24 protein-coding genes and 1 pseudogene are annotated in these 23,624 nt (G+C 59.2%); 10 read left to right on the top strand and 15 right to left on the bottom strand.

The window, feature by feature from the left end; all coding sequences use genetic code 11:
• The first annotated feature begins 85 nt into the window (after nt 1-85).
• Nucleotides 86-334 (top strand): hypothetical protein, encoded by a 249-nt coding sequence (locus JUI81_RS20155; protein WP_204124986.1) that lies wholly within the window; start codon nt 86-88, stop codon nt 332-334.
• Here the strand turns inward: JUI81_RS20155 and JUI81_RS20150 are convergent.
• A pseudogene (locus JUI81_RS20150) lies at nt 229-533 on the bottom strand (transposase); the annotation flags it as partial. The gene JUI81_RS20155 and the pseudogene JUI81_RS20150 sit on opposite strands and share 106 nt — an antisense overlap.
• A gap of 165 nt (nt 534-698) precedes the next feature.
• Between JUI81_RS20150 and JUI81_RS20145 the strand changes: the two are divergent.
• Complete coding sequence (locus tag JUI81_RS20145; RefSeq protein ID WP_239077714.1) at nt 699-1,319, top strand: transposase; 621 nt, start codon at nt 699-701, stop codon at nt 1,317-1,319.
• Between the two features lie 209 nt (nt 1,320-1,528).
• On the opposite strand, the gene JUI81_RS20140 is transcribed toward JUI81_RS20145, so the two are convergent.
• Entirely contained in the window at nt 1,529-1,801 is a 273-nt protein-coding gene (locus tag JUI81_RS20140) for a hypothetical protein (RefSeq protein ID WP_028939944.1), read from the bottom strand.
• Nucleotides 1,802-2,278: 477 nt separating this feature from the next.
• Nucleotides 2,279-3,013, bottom strand: coding sequence for a thioredoxin family protein (locus tag JUI81_RS20135; protein WP_204124881.1), 735 nt, complete (start codon nt 3,011-3,013; stop codon nt 2,279-2,281).
• A gap of 201 nt (nt 3,014-3,214) precedes the next feature.
• Here JUI81_RS20135 and JUI81_RS20130 point away from each other — a divergent pair, with 201 nt between their 5' ends.
• Nucleotides 3,215-3,607 carry a transcriptional regulator gene (locus JUI81_RS20130; RefSeq protein WP_204124880.1) on the top strand — a complete coding sequence of 131 codons (393 nt, stop codon included), beginning with the start codon at nt 3,215-3,217 and terminating at the stop codon, nt 3,605-3,607.
• Between the two features lie 18 nt (nt 3,608-3,625).
• Here JUI81_RS20130 and JUI81_RS20125 read toward each other — a convergent pair whose 3' ends face one another.
• The 3 genes from JUI81_RS20125 to JUI81_RS20115 form a co-directional block, all read right to left on the bottom strand.
• Nucleotides 3,626-4,495 (bottom strand): DUF6279 family lipoprotein, encoded by an 870-nt coding sequence (locus JUI81_RS20125; protein ID WP_204124879.1) that lies wholly within the window; start codon nt 4,493-4,495, stop codon nt 3,626-3,628.
• A gap of 78 nt (nt 4,496-4,573) precedes the next feature.
• Nucleotides 4,574-5,290 (bottom strand): TorF family putative porin, encoded by a 717-nt coding sequence (locus tag JUI81_RS20120; RefSeq protein WP_028939948.1) that lies wholly within the window; start codon nt 5,288-5,290, stop codon nt 4,574-4,576.
• 208 nt (nt 5,291-5,498) lie between these two features.
• Nucleotides 5,499-5,687 (bottom strand): hypothetical protein, encoded by a 189-nt coding sequence (locus JUI81_RS20115; protein ID WP_017337097.1) that lies wholly within the window; start codon nt 5,685-5,687, stop codon nt 5,499-5,501.
• A gap of 351 nt (nt 5,688-6,038) precedes the next feature.
• Here JUI81_RS20115 and JUI81_RS20110 point away from each other — a divergent pair, with 351 nt between their 5' ends.
• From JUI81_RS20110 to JUI81_RS20100, 3 genes are all read left to right on the top strand, one after another.
• Complete coding sequence (locus tag JUI81_RS20110; protein WP_007942143.1) at nt 6,039-6,875, top strand: S1 RNA-binding domain-containing protein; 837 nt, start codon at nt 6,039-6,041, stop codon at nt 6,873-6,875.
• 334 nt (nt 6,876-7,209) lie between these two features.
• Complete coding sequence (locus JUI81_RS20105; protein WP_028939949.1) at nt 7,210-8,655, top strand: NCS1 family nucleobase:cation symporter-1; 1,446 nt, start codon at nt 7,210-7,212, stop codon at nt 8,653-8,655.
• A 165-nt stretch (nt 8,656-8,820) separates the two neighbouring features.
• Nucleotides 8,821-9,753: a DMT family transporter gene (locus tag JUI81_RS20100; protein ID WP_028939950.1), complete on the top strand. Its 933-nt coding sequence runs from the start codon at nt 8,821-8,823 to the stop codon at nt 9,751-9,753.
• Here JUI81_RS20100 and JUI81_RS20095 read toward each other — a convergent pair.
• On the bottom strand, nt 9,689-10,879 hold the full coding sequence (locus tag JUI81_RS20095; protein ID WP_204124878.1) for an MFS transporter: 1,191 nt from the start codon (nt 10,877-10,879) through the stop codon (nt 9,689-9,691). The two genes, JUI81_RS20100 and JUI81_RS20095, sit on opposite strands and share 65 nt — an antisense overlap.
• A gap of 104 nt (nt 10,880-10,983) precedes the next feature.
• On the opposite strand from JUI81_RS20095, the gene JUI81_RS20090 reads away from it, so the two are divergent.
• Together JUI81_RS20090 and JUI81_RS32005 are read left to right on the top strand one after the other, a co-directional pair.
• Nucleotides 10,984-11,877, top strand: coding sequence for a LysR family transcriptional regulator (locus JUI81_RS20090; RefSeq protein ID WP_204124877.1), 894 nt, complete (start codon nt 10,984-10,986; stop codon nt 11,875-11,877).
• A 140-nt stretch (nt 11,878-12,017) separates the two neighbouring features.
• Nucleotides 12,018-12,146: a PA1414 family protein gene (locus tag JUI81_RS32005; RefSeq protein WP_007914492.1), complete on the top strand. Its 129-nt coding sequence runs from the start codon at nt 12,018-12,020 to the stop codon at nt 12,144-12,146.
• 186 nt (nt 12,147-12,332) lie between these two features.
• Here the strand turns inward: JUI81_RS32005 and JUI81_RS20085 are convergent, their stop codons facing one another.
• The 6 genes from JUI81_RS20085 to speB form a co-directional block, all read right to left on the bottom strand.
• Nucleotides 12,333-12,584, bottom strand: a complete 252-nt coding sequence (locus JUI81_RS20085; protein ID WP_026331829.1) for a phosphopantetheine-containing protein — start codon at nt 12,582-12,584, stop codon at nt 12,333-12,335.
• 53 nt (nt 12,585-12,637) lie between these two features.
• Nucleotides 12,638-13,363: an MBL fold metallo-hydrolase gene (locus JUI81_RS20080; RefSeq protein ID WP_028939952.1), complete on the bottom strand. Its 726-nt coding sequence runs from the start codon at nt 13,361-13,363 to the stop codon at nt 12,638-12,640.
• Between the two features lie 85 nt (nt 13,364-13,448).
• Complete coding sequence (locus JUI81_RS20075; RefSeq protein ID WP_007942152.1) at nt 13,449-14,828, bottom strand: sodium:solute symporter; 1,380 nt, start codon at nt 14,826-14,828, stop codon at nt 13,449-13,451.
• 247 nt (nt 14,829-15,075) lie between these two features.
• Nucleotides 15,076-16,587, bottom strand: a complete 1,512-nt coding sequence (locus JUI81_RS20070) for a cytosine permease (protein WP_019580766.1) — start codon at nt 16,585-16,587, stop codon at nt 15,076-15,078.
• 54 nt (nt 16,588-16,641) lie between these two features.
• On the bottom strand, nt 16,642-17,064 hold the full coding sequence (locus tag JUI81_RS20065; RefSeq protein ID WP_019580765.1) for a nuclear transport factor 2 family protein: 423 nt from the start codon (nt 17,062-17,064) through the stop codon (nt 16,642-16,644).
• Nucleotides 17,065-17,073: 9 nt separating this feature from the next.
• On the bottom strand, nt 17,074-18,024 hold the full coding sequence (speB, locus tag JUI81_RS20060; protein WP_007942156.1) for an agmatinase: 951 nt from the start codon (nt 18,022-18,024) through the stop codon (nt 17,074-17,076).
• Nucleotides 18,025-18,414: 390 nt separating this feature from the next.
• Here speB and JUI81_RS20055 point away from each other — a divergent pair, with 390 nt between their 5' ends.
• Both JUI81_RS20055 and JUI81_RS20050 read left to right on the top strand, forming a co-directional pair.
• Nucleotides 18,415-19,308 (top strand): LysR family transcriptional regulator, encoded by an 894-nt coding sequence (locus JUI81_RS20055; RefSeq protein WP_007938472.1) that lies wholly within the window; start codon nt 18,415-18,417, stop codon nt 19,306-19,308.
• Nucleotides 19,309-19,312: 4 nt separating this feature from the next.
• Complete coding sequence (locus tag JUI81_RS20050) at nt 19,313-19,906, top strand: tRNA-uridine aminocarboxypropyltransferase (RefSeq protein WP_096479692.1); 594 nt, start codon at nt 19,313-19,315, stop codon at nt 19,904-19,906.
• 184 nt (nt 19,907-20,090) lie between these two features.
• Here the strand turns inward: JUI81_RS20050 and JUI81_RS20045 are convergent, their stop codons facing one another.
• Together JUI81_RS20045 and JUI81_RS20040 are read right to left on the bottom strand one after the other, a co-directional pair.
• Entirely contained in the window at nt 20,091-21,446 is a 1,356-nt protein-coding gene (locus JUI81_RS20045) for an HlyD family type I secretion periplasmic adaptor subunit (protein WP_019580763.1), read from the bottom strand.
• A 9-nt stretch (nt 21,447-21,455) separates the two neighbouring features.
• The gene (locus JUI81_RS20040; RefSeq protein ID WP_204124876.1) at nt 21,456-23,615 is read right to left on the bottom strand and encodes a type I secretion system permease/ATPase; all 2,160 of its coding nucleotides are present in this window, start codon (nt 23,613-23,615) and stop codon (nt 21,456-21,458) included.
• Between the last annotated feature and the right edge of the window lie 9 nt (nt 23,616-23,624).

Here is a 23,624-nt window from a genome sequence, read left to right as displayed (position 1 = left end):
CCCAAATTTTAAGGATGCCCATGGAACTTAAGTTTTATCACGTCGCCGGGGGAACCTACCTCAATGCACGACAAGTTTTCATGCTATGGCCGAGGTGTTTTCTGAGCAGGACGATGCGCAGCGCTATACCCTGTACGTCTACAGCGTCCTAGGTGCAATCGCGCAGATTCCGCAGAATTGTGACCGATTGCTGGAGGCCATCGCATTAGTCGAAGAGGGCGTTCTTGCATCAACGAGCATGCTCTTGTTGGTCGTGTGCAGTTCGAAGAACTTGCGCCGCGCATGGGCCATGCAACCGATCTCGGTCACGCCGAGTTCGAAACTGGCTTTGTAGCCACCAAAATCATCACACACCAGCTTGCCCTTCCAGTCTTGCAGGAAGTTGCGAGCGTGCTCGCCGGCGCGGTTAGGGCTGAAATCGTAAACGTCGCCAAATCCGAGAATTGGCTAGTGGCGTATGCCCAAACATAAGAGCGGAGGGTTTTCTTTGAGCCCGGCACGAGCATCTGCACGGGTGTTTCATCAGAGGATAAACGGGGACAGACCGTTTCTCTGTGTCGCACTTTAACGATCTGAAATAGTGTGGAATAGATAGGGAGATTGTTTTTCGTAGGATTGACTAAGCTTTCGGCATCATTAATTGTGAATGGACTCACCATATGCCACGCAGAGCACGTGTCTTGATACCAGGTATCCCCTTGCATCTGATTCAACGAGGAAATAATAGATCAGTTTGTTTTTTCTCAGAGGATGATTACCTTTTTTATTTAGAACTGCTTGCTGAGCAGGCCTACAAATATGCGTGTGGAGTTCACGCGTGGTGTCTTATGACTAATCATGTCCATTTGTTGATTAGCCCTCATGAATACGGCAGTGCAAGTTTGCTTATGAAGGGGATAGGGCAGCGATATGTGCAATACATAAATCGTACATATGGACGTAGTGGGACTTTATGGGAGGGACGCTTCCGTTCGTGCCTTGTTCAAAGTGATAGTTATGTATTGGCCTGTTATCGCTACATTGAGATGAATCCTGTCAGAGCCAAAATGGTGACGCATCCTGCGGAATATCGTTGGTCGAGTTATCGTGCTAACGCCCATTCAGAATTTTCGCATCTCATTACTCCGCATGCTCAGTACCTATCGCTTGGGGACACAGATGTATCGACTGCTGAAGTCTATCGCGAGCTTTTTAGAAGCGAGTTGGAGACAGGATTGGTTGAGCAGATTCGGGCTGCCACCAATGGCGACTGTGTACTTGGTGGTTCGCGATTTGCAGCCGAAATTGAAGCTATGATTGGGCGACGAGCTCGGCGGTGATGCCCGGGCAGACCGAAAAAGCATTCGATTTTTTAGATGGAAAACGTGGTCTGTCCCCGTTTCTCCTGTTAGATGGAAAACGTGGTCTGTCCCCGTTTCTCCTGCGTCCGGAACGCATTCCTGTGACGAGCGTGCCTTCTGCGTAAAGACGCTCAGCTATTTGAATTCCCTATGTAAAACGGGCGACCCATAGGTCGCCCGTTTTACATTTACTCCGCAGCCTGCGCCCGCAATCGCCTGCCAATCACATCCATCAAATCACAACCATCCCGCAACGGTATGGCCAGCAGTTTTGAAAAGTCGGACAGCACCACCGTATCGCAACCAATCTCGGCGCGAAAGGCGATGTTTTCCAGCACCTGGGTGACGGTGCGAATGCGGTAGTCGGCCATGGCGTGCAGGACGTCGAGTGGGGCTTGGGTGTCGATGAGCAGGGAGGCCGGGATCAGGTCGATTCCGGTGAGGGGCATGTATCGATTCATTTGAAGATCTCTGTTTGATGGGCTAATGCCGTCACTCAGTCGTCGCCAAACGAGAGGGTGGCAGCTGTACGCAGGTTGGCGAACCGGTACAGAGAAACCGGCAGATCCGAAGATCTCCCGCGCACAGCCGCCATAAATAGCGGCTTTGCGGGTGCGTTGGCGCCTGCAATTAAGCTGATAGCCTTCGCATTCTCTATAATCAGGTCGCCAAACCTGAATCGCCATTTGGGCGACGGGCGGACTATAAGCTTCATCGTTCCAGCGGTGCAAGACGACTGTTTCCGAGGTTGTTGTAGGGCGTTTGCCTGGCGGCAGTTGGGCAACCGGACGCGGCCTACAGAACACTACGCAACTTTGTGGGAGCGAGCCTGCTCGCGATAGCGGTGTATCAATCAACATCAATGTTGAATGTTAGTCAGTCATCGCGAGCAGGCTCCCACAGTGGATTGGTGGTGTTCATACTCGGCCCATGCGGGTCTACCCCCCATGGCAGCAACTGGCCGGCGCCTTGTCCTCATACCGATCGTGATGTCTCACCCAATCCATGATTTCCTCTTCATTACGCCCCTTAGGCGTGAGGTCCAGATAGTTGTAGGCGCCGACCAGCAAATCCAGGCCACGGGCATACGTTGAATAGGTATGGAAAATCTCCCCCGCTTCATTGCGATAAAACACGCTGAGCCCTGGGAGTTCTTCCTCAACACCGTCAGTTTTTTCGTAGTTGTAAGTAGCTTTTCCAGCGGCGACGTCTTCGGCCCGGGCGCAGACACCGAAGTCGTAGTTGAAGTCGCAGCCTTCAGATGAGACCCAGTCGAATTTCCAGCCCATGCGCTGTTTGAACGGTTGGAATTCGGCGAACGGTGCGTGGGAAACCGCGACTATGGCGACATCGTGGTGGGCCAGGTGTTGGTTGGCGCCGTCGATGTGGTCGGACAGGAACGAGCAGCCGGGGCAGCCTTCGTCCCAGCCGGCGGCGAACATGAAGTGGTAGACGATCAACTGGCTGCGGCCGCCGAACAGGTCGGTCAGGCTCAGTTCGCCGTTGGAGCCCTGAAAGCGGTAGGGTTTGTCGATTTTTACCCAGGGCAGGGCGCGGCGTTCGGCGCTGAGTTTGTCTCGTTCTTTGGTGAAGGCTTTTTCGTGGGCCAGGTGTTGTTTGCGGGCGGCGAGCCATTCTTCCCGGGACACGACCGGATGAGTCTGAATGTTCATGGTGATTTCTCCTGCTTGCTGTGGCGAAAGTCGATCCGCGCAGAGGGGTAAACCGTCTTACACAGCCTAGTCGTTTGGCCTGCGCTCAAATCGACAGGCCGCCGGTCGGTTGGGGGAAAGAACTCGGCTGAACGGCTGCACTCCCTGTCGGTCACAACCTATGAAGGCCATTTCACTCGTGGGCACTGGAGGTTGATCAGGATGACGACTTATAACTGGGATTTGATCGAGCATTTACTGCACGAAGTGCAGAACAGTGCTGGCCGCAGTTTCACTCCACGGCGTTATGCCGAGCAGTATGCGGCGGCGAAAGCCTCCGCGGGCGAGCCGTTCGAGAATCTGGATCGCCTGAAAACGGTGGCCGGTGAGTATGAAAAAATACTGCTGTTGCGGGGGTATATCGAGCCTCGGCCGGAGGATCAGGGTGGCAATGGCGAGAATTACATTTTGACACCCCGGGGCTCGAGTTTGTTGAGCCTGATCGACAGCAGCATCCCGGGAAATGAGCATCCGCGCCAGGTGCTGGATGAGCAGGACGATGCGCTGGATGAATTGACGTTTGATGAGGTGGCGTCGAAGGCGCAGATTGCGTGAAGCTTGCAGCTTTAGAACTTATCCTCGTTGCGCCGCTTTCAGGCATTTCAAATCAGTGAAGTCCTTGCGCATGTCTTCAATCTTTTGCAGCAACCGTTGACGCTGAAACGGCGTGCTCTCGGCCATCAAGTCCACCAGCAACGCCCGAGCCTGGGCTTCGGTGTGGGCGTAGGCTTCACGGTAAGCGGGGGTCCATAAACTCTCGCGATCAACCAGAAGCGTCTCGATTTGCTGTGGGAATTGCGGACTCTGACGTTGCGCGACCGCCGCGCTGAATAGCTGTTGCCAATGGACGCGGTTGGCAATCCATTCTTTGTTCTGATCCCCCAGGGCGCTCGACCAGGCCATCACCCGTTGCAGTTGGGTTGGGCTGAGTGGTCCGAGCCAGGCATTCAGGCGTTTTTCCATGCGTTTGCTTCGCTCTTTGATCTGTTGCTCGAGAGGTGGCTTGAGGTATTCCTCCTGGCGTTTGCGCAGGTCCTTGGCGAAAGCGTCGTTCATTTCCGCGACTTGCTTGTCATCCAGCCCTTGCAGCAGTTCGATGGCCGATGGGGTGATTTCCCGGGCGGTTTCGGCGATGGCTTGTTTGGCTTCCTGGGTACGGGCTTGCAGCTCGGCGTCGGTGATCTGGTTGGTCTCGATCATGGTCTGTAAACGATTCAGCCAGTCGAGGTAGCCGGGTAGTTGCGTGGTGCAGTGCCAGCGCAGGTGTTCCTTGAGCCGCTCGTTCAACCAGTCTTTTTGCTGGCGGTTCATGTCCAGATAGTCGCTGAGCGTCCAGGGAATGATCACGTCGAGGTTGCGGTAAGCCAGGCCCACGCGGGTGCAGGCGGCGATGGTGAGGCTGAGCGTGAGGATGACGGTGATCTGTTTCAACCAATGCGACATGGCAAGCCCTTGCGAAGACCTGGTTTTTTTATTGGGTTCTTTTATGTGAACGCAGGACGAGCCTGGCAGTTCAGCCGATTAATAGAAGGCGCGTACAGCCTTGAGAGTGACCAGACCGTCGCACTCGCTATTGTGGCCGGAATAGGCGGAGCAATCGCTGCCGCTCAGGCTTGAGTCACTGTAGATCAAGTCCAGGTCGATACCCATGAACGGCCGGGACAATTTCACCGACCAATCGGTAAAACTGCCTACATATCCACCGTCAACGGACACCGGCGTATTGAGCTGGTGAGTGGTGTATTTCAGGCTGACCCCGATGCCGAACGGCTGATTGCCACTGAGGTCGGCGAACAGGGTGCTGTTCTGTTTGTCCGGGTCGTTGCTGAAGGCTGCGCCGAAGCGGCTGCCCAGCAGGGTCAGGCCGCCGAAAAGCTCCTGGCTGTCGAGGGTATCCACTTTGGGATAGCTGTAATGGATCATGCCCACTTCGTAGCCGAGGGAGTGATCGAAGGGCTGTTTAAAGCCCATGTAGGAATCGACTTCAAGGTTGCTCGAAGGACTAAGCCCCATGCTGGGGGACCATTGGCCCACGTAGAAGCCGCTGTCGTGGCTCAGGTCGAGGCCACCGTGGAACGAGCCGGTCGTCGAGGGTTTGACCAGCCCTTGGGCCATGCTGCGGCTGGGGGTGGTGGCGAGTTTGAGATCGAAATCGCCCAATTCGCGCTGGAAGACTTGCGCATGGGCGACGGAACACCACAACAGGCTGGCGAGCAGGAGAAAAGGGGGCTTGAGCATGCGTCACTCCATGAGCTGCGAGGAGCAGGTGGTGAAAACCTGCTGAAACGCTTGATCCAGACACGTGCAAGCATACCGGCGAATGTTCGGCATCGAGGGCCGTTCGTCGATTGTTGAAATATTGATTTGTTTTATGGGGTGTTGCTGGAGGGTTCCAGTCCAAGCGCTTCGAAGCTCAAAGCGCTTAGGGACCAGTTAACGCGGGGTATTACTTTTTGCCGAGCGTGATTTGCTTGGACGGGCCGAACGTCTGGCCGCTGACGCCTTTGGCAATTTGCTGGATCTCGCCACCGGACTTGAGGAACGCAGCGATCTGATTGTTGATCGATTCGCTGGTTTCAACGGCTGGAGCTGGCTTTGCTTTGCTGTTGGATGCTTTTACACGCATGGCGGCCATTAACCTGTAGAAATTAACTTGGCCAGGCATCGTACAGGAAATACTTGACAATTGCTTGGTAAATATCCTCCCGAAATACACACGGCAGGTGCGCGAATAATCGCAAGTTATTATTTGGAATAGTCCCCTAAGCTGCTGTTTTAACTAAAAACCTCAGTGGAAAAATAGTGCTTTTCGGATGGGCTGGCCACGGTCCAGACCGCCCGAACGGCCTGACGAGCGGCCAAACACGCCCGCCAAACCCAGGGAAATTAGGGCCTTGCGCGGATTTTCTCGCGCCACCGGGCCGGCCCGCCGAACGCCGCCCGCAAAACCGGGTAGAATGCCGCCCACGCAATGAGGGTATTGGACATGGCTTTAGTCGGGCGTTACAACAGTTTGCAAGTGGTTAAACACACTAACTTCGGTTTATATCTGGACGGTGGCGCGGATGGCGAAATCCTTCTGCCTAATCGTTATATCCCCAAAGATATTCCCAGCGAAGATGAAGATTGGCTCAACGTTTTTATTTATCTGGACAGCGATGACAAACTTATCGCCACCACCGAAAAGCCGAAAGTTCAGGTCGGTGAATTCGCCAGTTTGAAAGTCGTTGAAGTCAACAGCATCGGCGTGTTCCTGGATTGGGGGTTGCCGAAGGATCTGCTGCTGCCGTATTCCGAAGAAAAGCGCCAGATGACTGCCGGCGAGTATGTCGTGGTGCACGTCTACCTCGACAAACACACCCGGCGCATCACCGCGACGGCACGTCTGGACCGTTATCTGGACAAGACCCCGGCCAACTACACCCCGGGCCAGGAAGTTGATTTGCTGGTAGCCGAAGCGACCGATATGGGCTTCAAGGCAATCATCAACAACAAGCACTGGGGCTTGATCCACAAGAACGAAATCTTCAAGTTCATGCGCGCCGGTAAAGAAGAGAAGGGCTTTATCAAAGAAGTCCGTGCCGACGGCAAGATTAGCTTGAGCCTGCAGCCGGTGGGCGAAGCCGCCGCCACCAGTCTGAACTCGAAGATTCTCGCCAAGTTGCGCGACAACAATGGCACCCTGCCAGTCAGCGACAAGAGCGACCCGACGCTGATCAGCAGTATGTTCGGCGTCAGCAAGGGCAACTTCAAAAAGGCCATCGGTGCGTTGTACAAGAACGGCCAGATCGTCATTCACGCTGATCGTATCGAACTCAGCTGACCTGCACCGGCCCCGGTAGGCGCTACCGCAGGTTGTGATCAAAAAAGGATCCAGCCTACGGTAGCCTTCTGCGCAGCAGTCACCCATCTCTTTGTATACATAACGTCCTGCACCGTTTGCAGGCGCGGACGCCCTGTTCATGGGCGTTATCACCCTCTCTACGACTTGAAGGCTGCGCTCTGAACAGGGCTGAAAGCCAGGTTTGTCACACCTTTGGATCGTATGGCACGCATTCTGCGTAGCAACTCGTATACAAACCATGCCGGCTCCCGTACGCAGTGTGCTCGCCACACCCATCTCGGGGGCCGCGCCTGTACTTTCGAGGAGCCCCGCGATGACCGAACAATTGCCCAATGGCTACAGCCCGCGCCTGTATAACCAGGACCTGGGGCCGCTGCCGCAGACATGGAATTGGTACAACATCTTTGCCTTCTGGATGAGCGACGTGCACAGCGTCGGCGGCTATGTGTTCGCCGCCAGCCTGTTTGCGCTGGGGTTGGCGAGTTGGCAGGTGTTGATTGCCTTGCTCGGCGGGATTTGCATCGTGCAGTTGATCGCCAACCTGGTGGCCAAGCCGAGTCAGCAAGCGGCGGTGCCTTACCCGGTGATCTGCCGGCTGGCGTTTGGGGTGTTCGGGGCGAATATTCCTGCGGTCATCCGCGGTTTGATTGCGGTGGCTTGGTACGGGATTCAGACGTACCTGGCGTCCAGTGCACTCATCATCGTCGTGCTACGGTTTTTTCCTTCGATGGCGACCTACGCCGAACCGCACTTTGCCGGTTTGTCCTACCTCGGCTGGTTCGGTTTCCTCAGCCTGTGGTTCGTCCAGGCGCTGGTGTTCTGGACCGGCATGGAGTCGATCCGTCGCTTCATCGACTGGGCCGGCCCTGTGGTGTACGGCGTGATGTTCCTGCTCGCCGGCTGGATCGTCTGGCAAGCCGGCTGGAGCAACATCAGTTTCACCCTGGCGGAAAAGTCCTTGTCTGGCTGGGAAGCCTTTGGCCAGGTAATCGTGGCAACGGCATTGGTGGTGTCGTATTTTTCCGGTCCGACCCTGAATTTCGGCGATTTCAGCCGCTACTGCCGCAGCATGAATGACGTGCGTCGCGGCAATTTCTGGGGGCTGCCGGTAAACTTTCTGGCGTTCTCGCTGGTGACCGTGGTGATCGTTTCCGGCACCTTACCGGTGTTCGGTGAAATGCTTCACGACCCGATCGCCACCGTGGCGCGCATCGACAACAGCGTGGCGGTGCTGCTCGGCGCCTTTGCCTTCGTCACCGCGACCATCGGCATCAACATCGTCGCCAACTTTGTGTCCCCGGCGTTCGACTTCGCCAACGTCGCCCCGAGCAAAATCAGTTGGCGTGCGGGTGGCATGATTGCCGCCGTGGCATCGATCTTCATCACCCCGTGGAACCTGTTCAACAACCCAGAGGTGATTCACTACACCCTCGACGTGCTGGCGGCGTTCATCGGCCCGCTGTTCGGGATTCTGCTGGTGGATTACTACCTGATCAAAAAGCAGCAGATCGACGTCGATGCGCTGTTCAATGACGGCCCGAGCGGGCGTTATTACTACAGCGGCGGGATCAACTGGACGGCGGTCAAGGCGTTGATTCCTGCCACCCTGATGGGCGTTGCGATCACTTTCATCCCGGTGTTGCAGCCGATGGCCAACTTCGCCTGGTTCACCGGCTGCTTCCTCGGCGGCGTCCTGTACTTCGCGCTGGCCAGGCGTGAGCAGGCACAGCAATCGGCGGCGCTGGTCATCGCTGGATGACGTACGTGGCGATTTAAAGGTCTTTTGCAGACACCTTTTTCTGTCCATCTGGTTAATAATCGACAGCATAATTTTTCGCCCCGGCACCCTCTGTTCAGCAGGAAGGCCGGGGCTTTGCTTTTACTGTCGAGTCACTGCCATGGATTGTGTTGTCGAGGTGTTCCGGTGAGCGCCACCCGGCGTAGCGCCGATGGTTTTGCCCTGCAAGTGATGGTCGGGCTGTGCCTGATCTGGGGTGTGCAGCAGGTGATGATCAAATGGGCCGCGCCCGACATCGCACCGGTCATGCAGGCGGCGGGGCGCTCAGGTATTTCCGCGTTGCTTGTAGGATTGTTGATCTGCTGGAAGGGCGGTTGGGATCAGGTCGGGACTACCTGGCGCGGCGGCTTGCTGGCCGGCGCGTTGTTTGGCCTGGAGTTCTTCTTCATTGCCGAAGGTCTGCAACTGACCACGGCGGCGCACATGTCGGTGTTTCTCTACACCGCGCCGATCTTTACCGCGTTGGGCGTGCATTGGCTGCTGCCGAGTGAGCGTTTAAGACCGGTGCAGTGGCTGGGGATTTTTCTGGCGTTCATTGGCATTGCCATTGCGTTTGCCGGTGGGGTGTCCTGGGACAACCTTGACCACCGCATGTTGATGGGTGATGCCCTGGGTGTGCTGGCCGGCGCGTCGTGGGGCGCGACCACTGTAGTGGTGCGCGCCTCGCGTCTGTCGGAAGCGCCGGTGACCCTGACGCTGTTTTATCAACTGATCGTCGGCTTCGTCGGCCTGCTGCTGATCGCGATCCTCAGTGGTCAGGTCACCCATGTCAGCCTGACCACGGTGGCGGTGGCCAGCGTGCTGTTTCAGGGATTGGTGGTGTCGTTCTTCAGTTATCTGACGTGGTTCTGGCTACTGCGCCGTTACCTGGCGGCGAACCTCGCGGTGTTTTCGTTCATGACGCCGCTGTTCGGCGTCACGTTCGGCGTGGTGCTGCTGGGTGAAGAGCTGAGCCTGAACTTTGTGATCGGCGCGGTACTGGTTTTGCTCGGGATCACTTTTGTGAGCGCAGAGCAGTGGGTGCGCCGTCGTTTGCGCAAAGCACTTGGGCAACCCTGATCGGGCGCAGCAGCAAGCCTGCGGCAATGATAAAACCGCTGCCGGCGATCACCAACGCGGGTTGCAAGCCACCGCTGAAATGGCTGCTCAGTGCCGCCAGCAACGGCCCACTGAGCTGACCCACGGCGAAGCACGCGGTCAGCAGCCCGGCGTTGCGCTGGGTGGCGTGGGGCGCCAGTTCCCGGGAGCGCTGCATCACCAGTTGCATGCAGGCCAGGAATGGCCCGCCACACAGGATCACCCCCAGCGCCAGGCCGGCACCGCTGCCCAACAGGCAAGCAAACACCCCGGCGGCCTGTAGCCATAGCGTCGCCATCAGCCAATGACGAGTTGCGTTCGGGTTGTGCCGACGCAGGCTCACCAACACGACCCCGGTCGCCGCCGCCAGACCAAAGCACGGCCAGAACAGATCGGCTTGCCATTGCCCATGGAACTGCGCGCTGGCCATTTGTGAGAGGAAAGTGGCCGGGATGATGTAGCCCAAACCGTACAACCCATAGATCACCGGCAAACGTCCGACGCCTTGGTTGATCGACGTGGCGGCAAGCGGTGTCGCTGTAGAAGGGGCCGCCGGTTGCGGCAGGAACGGCAGAATCCCCAGTAGCATCACCAGCCCGACAGCGGCATACACCAACCATAAGGTCGCAGACGTCTGCCCCAGCAGGTTCGAGCCCAAGGCCAACAACCCTGTCAGAAAAATCCCCAACCCCGGACCGGCAAACACCAAGGCGCCGAGTCGCGGACGACCGGCCGCCGCTGCCAGCGGTTGGCTCAACGCGGTAATCATCACCAGCACCCAGGCACTGGCCACGCCCGTGCCGAAACGCAGCGCCAGATGCGCCCAGAACCCGTTGGCCCAGAACGAGGCCAGGGTCAGCAATACACACAACCACAAACCGCCGAGCAGGCGCCTGCGAACCTGATCGGGGCGACGGGCGAACATCGCATCCACCGCGCCGACGAAGTAGCCGAGGTAGTTGGCGGCGGCAATCAGACCGGCGGCAGTCAGGTCGATCTGACCCTCACTGAGCAAGTGCGGCAGTTGTGGGGTGAGGGCGAAACGCCCGATGCCCATGGCCATCATCAGGGCGACAAAGCTGGCGGTTAAGCGAATCAGCGGGGACATGGTCTGAGTTCCGTTTCGAGGATCAATGACCGTCAGGCTAGGACTGATTGACTTTCTTTAAAAATGAATAATAGTGAGAAACTTGTTCTGATTTGGAGAATGGCGTGGAATTCAGCCAATTGCGGATCTTCCAGGCAGTGGCGGAGGAGGGTTCCATTACCCGAGCCGCCGAACGCCTGCATCGCGTGCCCTCCAACCTGTCGACCCGGCTTAAACAGCTCGAAGAGCAACTGGGTGTTGAATTGTTCGTACGCGAGCGTCAGCGTTTGCAGTTATCACCTGCGGGAAAAGTCCTGCTGGACTACACCACCAAGCTGTTCGCCTTGCATGACGAAGCTCACGCGGCGGTGCAGGGCGGGCAACCGGCCGGGGATTTCGTACTGGGCACCATGTACAGCACCGCCGCAATTCACTTGCCAGAGCTGTTGGCGCGTTATCACCGCCGCTACCCGGCGGTGAACCTGCAAGTGCAGTCGGGCCCCAGCGGTGAACTGCTCGAAGGGCTGCTCACCGGGCGCCTCGATGCGGCGCTGGTGGACGGCCCGCTCGAACTGGCCGGGCTCGACGGCGTGCCGTTGTGCGACGAACGGTTGGTGTTGATCAGCGAGGCCGATCATCCGCCGGTGCGCAGTGCGCTGGATGTCGAAGGGCGTTCGGTGTTCACGTTTCGCCAGGGTTGCTCCTACCGGATGCGTCTGGAGGCTTGGTTCGCCCATGACCATGCGGCGATGGGCCGGGCCATGGAGATCGAGTCTTATCCGGGAATGCTGGCCTGCGTGATTGCCGGCTCCGGCGTGGCGCTGATGTCGGAGTCGATGCTTGCCAGTCTGCCGGGGCGTGAAAGCGTGGCGGTGCACCCGTTGGCCGAGCCGTTCGCCAGCGCGACCACTTGGTTGATGTGGCGCAAAGGCATGGTCGGGGCCAACCTGAATGCATGGATCGAGCAGCAACAGGCGGTGTATCCGTCGGCAACGGTCCAGGCCCAGGCAAATGTTTGAACGAATGTCCAAGGATTTGGATCAATTCAGTAACAGATCATTGCGATCTTGAGCGAGCATTGCGTAGGACTTCGGACTATTATCAGTGCGAAGGGGCTACAGAACTTCGGCCGCTCGGCACGACCCTGAAGGGGGGCATCATGAAAGAGAAAATCCAAAACTGGCTGCATGACCTGGGTGTCGCACTCGGTTTGATTGAACCGCCTCTGCAACCGGTGCCAATTCGCACTGACGATGAACAGCGTCGCCGCCAGCAGCGCCGTCGGTAAGTCTGGCAATTCACCTGTGGCGAGGGAGCTTGCTCCCGCTGGGGTGCGCAGCGGCCCCATTCATCGCCACTCAGGTGGGTCAGGTTGAGCGCGAGTGCAGCTTGCGATTGCTGCGCAATCGAGCGGGAGCAAGCTCCCTCGCCACAGAGGTTCGTTCGGCCCATCGGATGTATTTAGCAATCCGTTTCAATACCGCCCAATCTCAATCAAAAACCGGGTCAAGTCATTCGCCGTCCTGACCGTCTTGAGTATCCGGTCTTCTTCGGCGGTAAACGCCGTCAACCCCAACTGATCCTCCAGACGGAAGATCAGCTCTTCAATATCCTCTTTGTCCAATCCCAACTGCATCAGGTTGGTGTTGTCGTCGAAGTCATCCTGGTTTTCCAGCAGGCGGCGGATGCGACGATGCACGGCGGCACGAACGGCGGCTCTTGTCATGAGGTCCTTCTTCGAGAACGTTATGAGGTCCCTGACGCTGAGTACAGCAGGCTTCAGGCGTGTCGGCGCTGCCACTCGTCAATCATCGAGCGCAGATACCCCCCGGAAAAACTCCCGAAATGCCCGCCGTGCACCGTGCGGATCGGAATCGCGCGCAAGCGTTGCAGGCTGCGGGCGTAGTCGTCGAGGTTGGAGTGGTAGGCGTTTTCGATCAGCGGCCCGTCGTAGATGATGTCGCCACTGAACAGGGTTTCAGTCGCCGCTTCATACAGGCTGATGCCACCCGGTGAGTGACCCGGCGTGTGCAGCACTTGCAGGACCCGATTACCGAGATCGAGCACGTCGCCGTCTTCGATAAAACCGGTGGCCGGCGCAGCTTTGACCCGGTATTCGGCGTAGCACAATGGGCCGTCGGGGTGAGCCTCGAACATGTCGTCACCGACGAAAGCCTTGCTCAGGGTGTTGTCGCCATCGGGCTCGGCGAGGATCTGCGCTTCGGCCGGATGCACCAGCCGTTCGGGGAACTCGTGATGGCCGGCGATGTGGTCGAAATGGCAATGGCTGGCCACCGCTACCAGCGGTCGTTCGGTGAGCCACGGCAATTGCTCGCGCAGGCTGACCAGCCCGGAACCGCTGTCCAGCAGCAAGTCCTTGTCGCGGCCCTGAATGTGCCAGAGGTTGCAGCGGTAAAAAGGCCGAATGTACGGCTCGTGAATCAGGCGGATACCGTCGCTGAGTTGTTTGACCTCGAACCACTGATCGCGGCTGACGATCTTCATGGGCAAATTCCTTCAGGCGAAAAAAAACGGGTGTGGCAACCGACGCCACACCCGCCGAAGAAAGCATCAGGTCGTTATAGAAATCTTAGGCAGCGCTCGCCACTACGGCCGGGCGACGGGACAGAAGGCTGACCACCACGAAACTCACCAGGCCCACGCCGAGGCTGTAGTAGATCGGAGTGTTGGCGTCCATACCGTCCTTGATCATGAACAACAGCGCAGTGGCAAAGCCCAGGCCCATGCTGGCGATAGCGCCGGCGGTGGTTGCACGTTTCCAGAAGATCGCGCCGATCAGCGGGATCAGCATGCCGCCCACCAACAGGTTGTAAGCCAGGGTCAGCGCGCTGATCACGTCATGTACGACCAGAGCGATGCCGAGTACGACGATGCCGGTCAACAGGGTGAACAGGCGGTTCATGCCCAGGCTCGACTGTTTGCCTCCACGCAGTTTCGGCAGCAGGTCTTCGGTCAGTGTGGTGGCAGCGGCGAGCAGGCCGGCGCTGGCGGTGGACATCATGGCCGCCAGAGCCGCGGCGATCACCAGACCACGGATACCGTCCGGCAGGGACAGTTTGACGATGGCGGCGAAAGCGTTGTTGACGTTGTCCAGGTCCGGGATCAGCACGTGAGCGGCCATGCCGATCAGGGCGCAGGCCAGGCCGTAAAGGATGCAGTAGAAGCCTGCGAAGGTACCGGCGACCTGAGCCACTTTGGCGCTCTTGACGGTGAACACACGCTGCCAGATGTCTTGGCCGATCAGGATCCCGAAGAAGTAGATCATGAAGTAGGTGATGATGGTGTCCCAGCCAATCGTGGTGAAGCTGAAGGCAGTGGCCGGCAGTTTCAACACCAATTCATCCCAGCCGCCGACGCGGTACAGGCAGATCGGCAGCAGGATGAACATCAGGCCCACGGTCTTGATCACGAACTGGACGATGTCGGTCAAGGTCAGGGACCACATGCCGCCGATCGCAGAGTAGATCACAACCACGCCACCGCCGAGCAATACCGAGACCCAGAACGGCAGGCCGAACAGCACTTGCAGCACGGTGCCGATTGCCAGGATCGAAACTACGCCGATCATCAGCGCATACGCCAGCATGATCACCGCGCTCGCGGAGCGGGCCATCGGGTTGTAGCGTTTTTCCAGCACTTGGGTAACGGTGTAGATTTTCAGTTTCAGCAGCGGTTTGGCGAGGAACAGGTTCAGCGCCACGATCCCGCAGCCGAGTGCCGCGCACAGCCAGAAACCGGAGATGCCATGGACGTAGCCCAGGCGCACGGTGCCGACGGTGGACGCGCCGCCCAGAACGGTGGCGGCCATGGTGCCCATGTACATGCTCGGGCCGAGGTTGCGACCGGCGACCAAAAAGTCTTCGTTGGTCTTGGCCTTGCGCATGCCGTAATAGCCGAGCATCAGCATCGCGGCGGCGTAGATGAGTACGACGAATAAATCCAAAGCCATGATGGCGTGTCTCCGATTGTCTTTTTTATGGTGAGGCTGAATAGCAGTGATGCGATGGAACACTTAATTGTGGCGAGGGGGCTTGCCCCCGTTGGGTCGCGAAGCGGCCCCAAAACCTGATAGCGCGGTTCTTCAGTCAGAACCGGTTGTTTGTATTGCGACTGCTGCGCAGTCGAACGGGGCGATGCGGCGTTCCGACAAGCCCCCTCGCCACAAAAGCTCCTCGACACAATTTCTGCGAGTTGAATCAGGCGGCTTGTCGCATCGCCGGTTTACCGAGCGAATCCGTGCCCTTGCTGCGTGCATCGTTGGGGCCGAACACCGCAGCCGATTCCGGGAACAGGCTCAGCAGCGTCAGGTACACCAGCGAAGCCAGGCCGAGGGTTACCGGCAGGCTGATGTCGATCCCGCCGGCCAGATCTCCGAGCGGCCCGACAAACTGCCCCGGCAGGTTCACGAAGCACAAACCGACCGCGGCACTCGGGATCCAGGCGCCCAGACCACGCCAGTTCCAGCCGTGGGTGAACCAGTAGCGGCCACCTTTTTCGCCACGGGTGAACACTTGCAGGTCATCCGGGCAGTAAAAGCCGCGACGCACCAGCAGGCCGATGATCATGATCACCATCCATGGGGTGGTGCAGGTGATGATCAGCACGGCGAAGGTCGACACGCTCTGCACCAGGTTCGCTGCAAAGCGCCCGATGAAGATGAAGGCAATCGACATCACGCCGATCAGCAGCGTCGCTTTAACCCGCGACAGGACCCGTGGAAACACACTGGACATGTCCAGCCCGGTGCCATACAGCGACGTGGTGCCGGTGGACATGCCGCCAATCACCGCAATCAGGCACACCGGCAGGAAGAACCAGCTCGGCGATACCGCCAGCAGGCCGCCGACGTAGTTGTTGGCCGCGATGTAGTCCGGTGCCTTGATCGCTACGATGGTGGCGGTGGCCAGGCCGAACAGGAACGGGATGAAGGTCGCGATCTGCGAGATCACCACGGCAGCCATGATCCGGCGCTTGGAGGTGTCACGCGGGATGTAGCGCGACCAGTCACCGAGGAACGCCCCAAAGGAAATCGGGTTACTCATTGCCACCAGCGCAGCACCGATGAAAGCCGCCCAGAAACTCGGTTGCCCCATGCTGACGCTGCCGGCGTAGTTCACATCAAAAGGACCGGCGAAGGCGAAGACGCCCAGCAGGAACAACAGGCTGGCGCTCCACACGGCGATCTTGTTGACCCACAGCAGGAAGCGGAAGCCGTAGATGCACACTGTCAGCACCAGGATCGCGAACAGACCGTAGGCCAGGCCCAGGGTCAGGTCGGTTTCCGGCAGGCCGATCAGGCGTTTCGCACCACCGATCAACGCATCACCCGAACTCCATACCGAGAGCGAGAAGAAGGCGATAGCAGTCAGAAGTGACAGGAACGAACCGACGATCCGCCCGTGCACGCCGAAGTGCGCACCGGACGACACGGCGTTGTTGGTGCCATTGAGTGGACCGAACAGGCCCATCGGCGCGAGGATCAGCGAGCCCAGCAACACGCCCAGCACAATCGCCCAGACGCCCGCCTGAAAAGACAGGCCGAACAGTACCGGGAAACTGCCGAGCACGGCGGTGGCGAAGGTGTTGGAACCGCCGAAGATCATCCGGAACAAGTCCGTCGGGCCTGCGGTGCGTTCGTTGTCCGGGATCTGCTCGACCCCGTAGGTTTCAATGTGCGTAAGGCTTTGGTCTTTGTTGTTGTTATTCATGATCTGCTCCGATCATAAAGGCGCGCTCATCGTGCGTGAGCGTCACCTGTTTGGCTAAGGGGTTGGCAGCCCTTCCGGCATTGCGGACAAATGTTCATGGCAGGCCAGCCAAAGGCCTTGTTGTTCTTGGCCAGACGCCTGTTTCTTGAAAACAATCGTCTCGCGTTCCTGGCTGAAGTGTTGCTCCCCTTGCATGCGCAGCTCGGTGGCCACGTCATGGATGAAAATCGCCACGTCACCCTGCAGGCTGACGAAGGCGTTGCTCGAGGTGCACGACAGCACCTCGAAGCCGTCCTCGGCACGCCAGCTGTCCCACAACGCCTGGTAGGCATCGCGCGACAGCAGGGGCTGCTCGAGGGTGTAGAACACGAAGCTGGCGTCGATGCTGAATGCGCCGAAGTAGGCTTCGCGATCGTTTCGGGCAAAGGCCGACACCAGTTCGGCGGCGGCATTGAGTACCTGATCACGTTCGTTCATGACCGATCCTCAGCGATGGACCACGCCTGGCAGTACGCAGAGCATTTCGTACAAAAGGTTGGCGCCCAGCAGCGAGGTGTTGCCGGTGGTGTCGTACGCTGGCGAGACTTCTACCAAATCGCAGCCAACCAGGTCGAGGCCTTGGCAACCGCGCACGATTTCAATCGCCTGAATGGTCGTCAGACCGCCGATTTCCGGGGTGCCGGTGCCAGGTGCCCAGGCCGGATCGATGCCGTCGATATCGAAACTCAGGTACACCGGACCGTCGCCGACTTTCTCGCGAACTTCAGCCATCAGCGGCGCCAGGGATTTGTGCCAGCATTCTTCGGCCTGAACCACGCGGAAGCCCTGATTGCGGCTCCAGTTGAAGTCATCAGCGGTGTAGCCCTGAGCCCGCAGGCCAATTTGCACTACGCGGTCGCAATCCAGAAGACCTTCTTCTACCGCGCGACGGAAGGTGGTGCCGTGGGCGATTTTCTCGCCGAACATGTGATCGTTCACATCGGCGTGAGCGTCGATGTGCACCAGGCCGACCTTGCCGTGCTTTTTATGGATGGCACGCAGGATCGGCAAGGTGATGGTGTGGTCGCCGCCTAGCGTCAGGGGGATCACATCGTGTTCGAGGATATTGTCGTAGGCCTCTTCGATGATCCGCACGGCGTCCAGCAGGTTGAAGGTGTTGATCGCCACGTCACCGATGTCGGCAACCGACAGCGAGTCGAACGGCGCAGCGCCGGTAGCCATGTTGTACGGACGGATCATCACCGATTCAGCGCGGATTTCACGCGGCCCGAAGCGGGTGCCGGGGCGCAGGGACGTGCCGATGTCCAGCGGGATGCCGATAAAGGCAGCGTCCAGGCCGGCAGCGGATGGCAAATGGGGGAGTCGCAGCATGGTGGCGATGCCGCCGAAGCGCGGCATTTCATTGCCGCCCAGTGGTTGGTGAAGAATCTTGTCCACGGGTAAGGCCTCATCGTCGTTGTTTTATTTATGCAGGTAAGCCGCTCGGGGAGAGACGGGCACCGCTGTGGGCCGATTCTGCGAAATGCAGTGGCCGGGAAGAATCGCTACGGGCAAATACTTAGTTCAGATTTTTCTAAACTAATGGCGGGCGGGAAGATAGACTCCCCACCATGCACCGAACCCTTGTGACGAGGGAGATCACTGTGGCGAGGGGGCTTGCCCCCGTTCGGCTGCGCAGCAGTCGTAAACCTGCCAACTCGGTCTGTCTGATTGCACCGGGGTGAATGGTTTTGGGGCTGCTGCGCAACCCAACGGGGGCAAGCCCCCTCGCCACAAAAGCCCCCTCGCCACAAAAGCAACATGCACTACCTTGCAATGGAGCCCCCCATGGCCAACGCTTTACCCGACCTGAAACTATTGCGCATCTTCGTCAGCGTGGTCCGCCATCAGGGGTTCGCCAACGCCCAGCACGAGCTCAATCTCTCGACGTCGGCCATCAGCACCTATATGAGCCAGCTCGAAGCGGCCCTCGGCCTGGTGCTGTGCCATCGTGGTCGCGGCGGTTTCAGCCTGACCAGCAAGGGCGAGCTGTTCCATCAGGAAACCCTGCGTCTGTTGGCCGAACTCGAAGGTTTCGAACAATACGCCGCCGCCCTCAAAGGCGAATTGCGCGGCACGTTGAACCTGGGGGTGATCGACTCCACCGTCAGCGACAAGGCCTTGCCATTCGCCGAAGCTATCGGCGCCTACAGCCAGGAACACCCGGCGGTGCATTTGCATCTCTCGGTCATGAGCCCCTACGAACTGCAACTCGGCGTGCAGGACAACCGCCTCGACCTGGCCATCGGTGCCTTTTCCACGCGTATGAGCGGTCTGGTCTACATGCCGCTCTACCGCGAACAGCACTGGCTGTATTGCAGCAGCCGTCATCCGCTGTTCAACGAGCGGCGCATCCCCGAGCAGGTCATCACCCAGCAGCGTATGGTCGGTCGCGGCTATTGGAGCCAGGCCGAACTGGCGCGTCATGGTTTCAAGCACAGCGCGGCGACCGTGGAAAGTATGGAGGCCCAATTGATTCTGGTGCTGTCCGGCGCCTACATCGGTTACCTGCCGGAGCACTACGCCCAGGCCTGGGCCGACAAGGGGGATTTGCGTGTGCTGTTGCCGGCGACGTTCGGTTATCAGGCGCCATTCTCGATGATCGTGCGCCGTGGCCGTAGCCGCGAGCCGCTGATCCAGACCTTCCGTGATTTGCTCAAAGCACAGCTCAATCAGGCTTAAGAAAATGTCCAGAATCCAGTGCCCGCGCTGCCTGCGTCCGCAAACTCACTGCCTGTGCCCGCTGATCCCAAGCCTGGATAGCCGCACGCGGGTGTTGCTGTTGCAGCATCCGAGTGAAGTGAACCATGCATTGAACACCGCACGATTGGCAGCGTTGGGACTCAAGAATGCCGAGTTGATCGTGGGCGAGGTGTTCGAGGATTTGCCGGCGTTGTTGAATCAGCCGGGTTATCAGGCGCGGCTGTTGTTTCCCGGTGAAGATGCTCAGCCGATGCAGGCGTACACCGCGAGTGATAAGCCGCTGCTGCTGGTGGTTCCGGACGGCACGTGGCGCAAGGCGCGCAAGATGCTGCACCTCAATCCATTGCTGGCGGCGTTGCCCAGAGTGACCTTGGCCGAGGGCGGGGTGTCGCGTTATCGCTTGCGCAAGGCACCTGGGCCTGGGGCGTTGTCGACGGTAGAGGCGATTGTGCAGGCGTTGCAGACCCTCGAAGCACCGAGCAGTTTCGAACCGTTGTTAAAGCCGTTCGAGGCGTTGATCGAGGGGCAGATTGCGGCGATGGGGGAGGAGACCTATCAGAAGAATCACGGGCAATGATTCCCTGTGGCGAGGGGGCTTGTCGGAACGCCGCATCGCCCCGTTCGGCTGCGAAGCAGTCGTAAAACCGACTAACGTGGTTTACCTGTTACAACCGGGTTGAATGGTTTTTGGGGCCGCTTCGCGACCCAACGGGGCGATGCGGCGTTCCGACAAGCCCCCTCGCCACAGGATTGAGTCAGACCTACCTTTCGCGCATCGCCTCGGTCCGTGCCTTCAACACCGGTTTAAGCAGGTAATCCAGCACGCTTTTCTCACCGGTAATAATGTCCACCGTCGCCACCATCCCCGGAATGATCAGCAGCGGTTTCACATCCCCGCCCAAGTGATTTTTGTCGGTCCTGACCTGAATCAGATAGAAACTGTTGCCCTTGTCATCGGTGATGGTGTCCGCCCCGATCAACTCAAGCCTGGCACTCAACCCACCATAAATCGTGTAGTCATAAGCGCTGAACTTGACCATGGCTTTTTGGCCCGGGTGCAGGAACGCCACGTCTTGAGGGCGGACCTTGGCTTCGATCAGCAGGTTGTCCTCCACGGGCACGATTTCCACCATGTCGCTGCCCGGCTGGACCACGCCGCCGATGGTATTAACCTTCAGCACTTTGATGATGCCGTGAACCGGTGACACCACGGTGGTGCGCGTTACACGGTCGTCGATGGCAATGCTCGTGGCGGTGATTTTCGACAGGTCGGTGCGTTTTTCATTCAGCTCCTTCGCCGCGTCCGAGCGGAAGGATTGTTCGGACTCGTCGATCTTGCTTTTGATCTCGTTGATCGCCGATTCCGCCCGGGGAATTGCCAGGGTCGTGGCGTTCAACGAGCCGCGGATTTCCACCGCGCTGCGTTTGAGCCGCAGGATTTCCACCGGCGACACCGCCCCGGTGCCCACCAGCGGCGCCGACATGTTCATCTCTTGTTGCAGCAGCGCCAGGCTGGAACTGAACTGCCCCTGTTTGGAACGGAACTCCGCCAGCTCCTGGGTTTTTTGCCGAAGTTGTTCGGTCAAGGTGCGCTGTTCGCTGGCCAGTCGGCGCTGGCGTTGTTCGTACAGCGAGCGTTCGTCCTCGGCCACTTGCGGCGCCTTGGCGATGACTTCCGGGGACAGCTTGAACGGCCGGCCTTCCGCTTCGGCAGACAATCGTTCGACCTGCGCGATCAAGGCATAGCGGTCCGCTTCGCTTTCGCCCTTATTCGACAGGAATCGCGTGTCATCCAGGCGCAGCAAGGTGTCGCCCTTGTTCACCATTTGCCCTTCGCGCACGAAAATCTCGGTGACGATGCCGCCTTCCAGGTTCTGGATCACCTGAATCTTGCTCGACGGAATCGCCTTGCCTTCGCCCATGGTGACTTCCTGCAACACGGCGAATTTGGCCCAGACCAGCGCGCTGATCAGCAGCGCCGCCGCCAGCCACACGGTGATCCGCGACCAGCGCGGTGAATCCTGCAACGAGGCGCCGGCGGTTTCCGGCATGAACTCGACTTCGGCGCTTTTGCCGAAACTGTTGAAGTAGCCACGGGAACCTTGATCCACGGACATGGGCAACTCCTAAACCGTCGCAGAGCCGACACGGCCCTTGCGCAATGCATCGATCACCGCTTCTTTCGGGCCGTCGGCGACGATCCGCCCGTTGTCCAGTACCACCAACCGATCCACCAGGCTGAGCATCGAGGTACGGTGGGTGACCAGCAGCACGGTTTTGCCCTGGACCCAGCCGTGGAGTTTCTGCCGTAGAAGGTCTTCGCTGCTGTTGTCCATGGCGCTGGTGGGTTCGTCGAGCAGCATGATTGGCGGATCGAGCAACAAGGCCCGCGCCAGCAACACCGCTTGCCGTTGCCCACCCGACAGCAATTGACCGCGCTCGCCCACTGGCCGATCAAACCCTTGCGGATGCTGACGCGCCAGTTCAGTCACGCCGGTCAACTCAGCGACTTCAAGCATCCGGGCATCGCTGATGTAGCGTGCACCGAGGGTCAGGTTGTCGCGCAGGCTGCCGGCCAGCAGGGGCAGGTCGTGAGCGACGTAGCCGATCTGTTGACGCAGGTCGGCGACGTCCAGTTGCCGCAGGTCCAGGCCATCGAGCAGCAACTGGCCTTCTTCCGGTGCGTAGAAACCCATCACCAACCGCGCCAGCGTGCTTTTGCCCGAACCGCTGCGACCGATGATGCCGATCCGTTCGCCCGGCTTCATGCTGAAGCTGACGTTGGCCAGGGCCGGCGCGCTCTGGCCGTTGTAGTGGAACGTTACGCCGCTGACGTCCAGGGCGCCTTGCAGTTGCGTGCGCTCCAGCGGCCGCTGCCTGGCGTCGCGCTCTTGCGGCAACGACATCAGCGAATCGGTGCTTTTCATGGTCAGTTGCGCTTGCTGGTAACGGGTGATCAACCCGGCGATCTGCCCCAGCGGCGCGAGCACGCGGCTGCCGAGCATGTAGCTTGCCACCAGCGCACCGACGCTGAGGTTGCCGGCGATGATGCTGTAGACCCCGGCGACGATGGTCGCCATGCCAGAGAACTGCTGAATGAACAGCGTGCCGTTGGTGGCCAGCGCGGAGAGGTTGCGCGCATGGCTGTCGAGGCGGGTGAGGGCGCCGTGGGTGCTTTCCCATTTGTGCTGGCGCTCGCTTTCAGCGCTGCAGGCCTTGAGGGTTTCCAGGCCGCCGAGGGTTTCGATCAGCAGGGCCTGGCGTTCGGCACCGAGGCTCAGACTCTTCTGCACGGTGTCGCGCAGGCGCGCCTGAATCACCATGGCGAAGAGGATCGTGATGGGGAAGGCCAGCAGTGGAATCACCACCAGCCAGCCGCCGAGCAGGCCGATCACCACCAGCATCAGCACGGCGAAGGGCATGTCGATCAGGCTGGTCAGCGTGACGGCGGTGAGAAACTCCCGCAGGCCCTGAAAGTCATGAATGCTCTGGGCGAAACCACCGATGGTTGCGGGGCGCGCTTTCATCGCCATGCCGGTGATGCGTTCGAACAGGGTCGCCGAAAGAATCACGTCGGTTTTCTTCCCGGCAGTGTCCAGCAAGTGTGCACGAACCACCCGCAGCACCAGTTCAAAACCGGTGCCGATCAGCAAGCCGATCGACAGCACCCACAAGGTTGAAGTGGCCTGGTTCGGCACCACTCGGTCGTAGGTCTGCATCACGAACAGCGGCACCATCAGGCCCAGCAGGTTGATCAGGAAACTCGCCAGAATCGCATCGCTGTACAGCCATTTCGACAGCTTCAGCGTGTCGCGAAACCACGCCTCGACCCGCGGCACCAGCGGCGCGCGCAAGTCTTCGAGTTCATGCCGTGGCCGCGCGAACAAGGCCTGGCCGCTGTAGTTGGTGGCCAGCTCGTCCGTGCTGACCCATTGTTCTCCGCCGTCGGCTTCGCTGGGCAGAATCAGCGCCTGACCATCGTCGCCCCAACGGCGCAAGACCGCGCAGCGGCCATGGTTGAGGATCAGCATCACCGGCAGGTTGAGCGCGGAAATATCCTTCAGTTCACGGCGCAGCACCCGCGCCTGCAAACTGGCCCGGGCCGCTGCGCGGGGCAGCAGGTCCAGGCTCAAGCGTTGGTGTGCCATTGGCAGCCCGGCACTCAGGCTGGCGCGACTGACCGTCGCGCCGTGGAGTTTGCAGAGAATCAACAGGCCGTCCAGAAGCGGATCATCGAAGCTCAGACGCGGATCGACACCCGTGTTGCCGGTTTCCATGCTGGTCACATTGATCGC

The organism is Pseudomonas sp. 008 (genome assembly GCF_016861935.1).
In the GTDB taxonomy this organism is placed as follows: Bacteria; Pseudomonadota; Gammaproteobacteria; order Pseudomonadales; family Pseudomonadaceae; genus Aquipseudomonas.
This window is presented reverse-complemented; position numbering and strand designations above follow the sequence as displayed.